Source organism: Thiolapillus sp. (genome assembly GCF_048562965.1).
Lineage (GTDB): Bacteria > Pseudomonadota > Gammaproteobacteria > Chromatiales > Chromatiaceae > Thiolapillus > Thiolapillus brandeum_A.
Genome location: NZ_JBHNMF010000306.1, coordinates 2,046 through 4,036, shown reverse-complemented (window position 1 = coordinate 4,036; position 1,991 = coordinate 2,046). Strand labels below are relative to the sequence as shown.

At 61.3% G+C, this 1,991-nt stretch carries 2 protein-coding genes; both read right to left on the bottom strand.

The annotated features are described in order from the left end of the window. Positions 1 to 701: hypothetical protein (locus tag ACOCD2_RS13745; RefSeq protein WP_419582261.1), on the bottom strand; the 701-nt coding region annotated here is incomplete at its 3' end. 66 nt (positions 702 to 767) lie between these two features. Continuing rightward, a complete protein-coding gene (locus ACOCD2_RS13740; RefSeq protein ID WP_293648269.1) occupies positions 768 to 1,763 on the bottom strand; it encodes a DUF3150 domain-containing protein in 996 nt (331 codons plus the stop codon). Between the last annotated feature and the right edge of the window lie 228 nt (positions 1,764 to 1,991).

The window sequence follows — 1,991 nt, the reverse complement described above, 5'->3', positions numbered from 1 at the left end:
TGCTCTGCGTCCTGTTGAAGCAACGCGATCAGCTCGTCGGCCAGTGGGATGAGGTCGCCCTCGGAGGGTGCGGCGCCGGCGCGGCGGATGATGTCGTCTATCTGATCAACCAGCTCATCCGATGTCCTGGCGACCAGTTCCTCGCGGAGCTGGTTCACCCGGGGCTCCACCGCCGTCTGGTTGTTCACCAGATAACGGCCCCGGACCAACACGTAGTTGGTTACCAGGGAGTTCGGCGTGGCGGACCGCAGTTTTTCCTCGTCCGTTGGCGCGAAGGACTTCCCCGTCAGGACCATGTACTGCACGATGTCCTGCAGGATCCGCCTGGCGCCCGGGTAATTCTTGATCACCTGAGCCTCCATACGGAACTCCTCCATCGCCCGGACCAGCGAGTGCCCGAACGGTGTCGGGTGCTTCACACTGTAGTCGGAGAAGCGTATATGCCCCCCCTCGTGGGCCGAATAGCCAAGCGCGAGGATATGCGCGGCCCGCCCTTCCGGCAGCGGAGGCACATTGACCACCGCCTTGCCGGTGTCGGGGGCGTACTTGGCATACGCCGTGCCCGCATGGGACACGAAGCGCAAGCCGGTGTGACCCGCCACCACCGTCGCGATGGCCCGCCAACTGGCATTGAGGCTGCGGTTTTCCCGTCCGTCAGGGACGTGCGGGAAAGCCGCCGCCAGCTCTTCTTCACTTATCATCTCTTTCTCCAGGGACACACCCCTGCCAGGGTGTGTCCAACAGTAATTACGCTCGTGGCAGCGAGATCAGAACAGGAAGCCTGAGTAGTCCGGCTTCTCTTTCGGTTCCGGCTGGGGTGCCGGTGCGGTGTTGGCCGCCTCGCCGTTGCCGGTTTCGGATTCGGCATCGGCTTCCAGCTCCTTGATGACCTCCTCCCCGGCGATTTCCTCCAGGGCCTGGTCGATATTGCCGGCTACATGGCCTGGAATCGCCAGATCCCCTTTGGCGAAGCGCAGGGTCAGGACTGTGAGGTCCTGGTACAGCCCCCCCTGGATTGCGCCGCTCTTAGGCATTTTGGCCAGCAGCTTGTCGATCTGCTGGATGCCCTGGTCGGCGACCGGGTTCAGGAAACGGCAGGCCGCGAGCTTACGGCGCATGCGCTTCATGGGGCCGAGGACCCGGATTCCGGCCTCGTCGCGTCCGCGAAGGGTGCGCTCCCAAGAGGCTTCCGCAACCTGGGCGATTTCCCTGATCAAGGTATTGCCCAGTTCCTCGGCCTTCTCCGCCATCCGGCCATCGTCCCGTTTGTTCGGGGCGAAACCGGTGACAAAGAAGCCAAAGGAGAAGCGCTTTTCCACCTCACTCAGGGACAGGGTGGATTTGCGGATCCACTCGCCCCACTCGGCATTTGCCGCTATCCACTCATCCACGTAGGACGCGTAGTCGCCCAAGAAGCGCTGAAGCTCCTCTTTGTACTCCTGCTCGATTTCCTCGAGCCGGAGGATGAGGCTGTCAAGTTCCGCATCCGGGATCGCATAGATCCCGCTACGATCCTTCAATTGCGTCCCCACCGCCATGCAGGCCTCGTGAGCCTGGTTGCGGAAACGGCGGAACGGCCGGAGGTGTTTGGTGTCGATGACCTTCTTACTGAAGGACTTCGCCACCTTTTCCGGCGGGAGGTCACCGCTGATGTGGCGCTCCTCACCCAGGTCTTTGAGCTGGGACTGCCGTTCGCCGCCCCAGACGCTGATTTCGATGGCGACCAGTGACATCTGGTCGAACACTGTTGGTGGTGCTCCCATGTTGGTTTCTCCTGCAGGTCGTCATCCCGCAATTCAGTTTGAATACCAGTGACGAGCCGGTTGCATTAAAAATAGTGACGCTTTTTACCTCGCGTTAAGAGGGCTCCGAAGAGCAAAGACAGTTGCGCATACGCTGTTCACTGTGCACCGACCTGGCGGTCAGTGAACAGAGCACGCTCTATGTGACTAAAAAGGGGGCACCAGCCCTACCGAACAATTCGGTAGGGC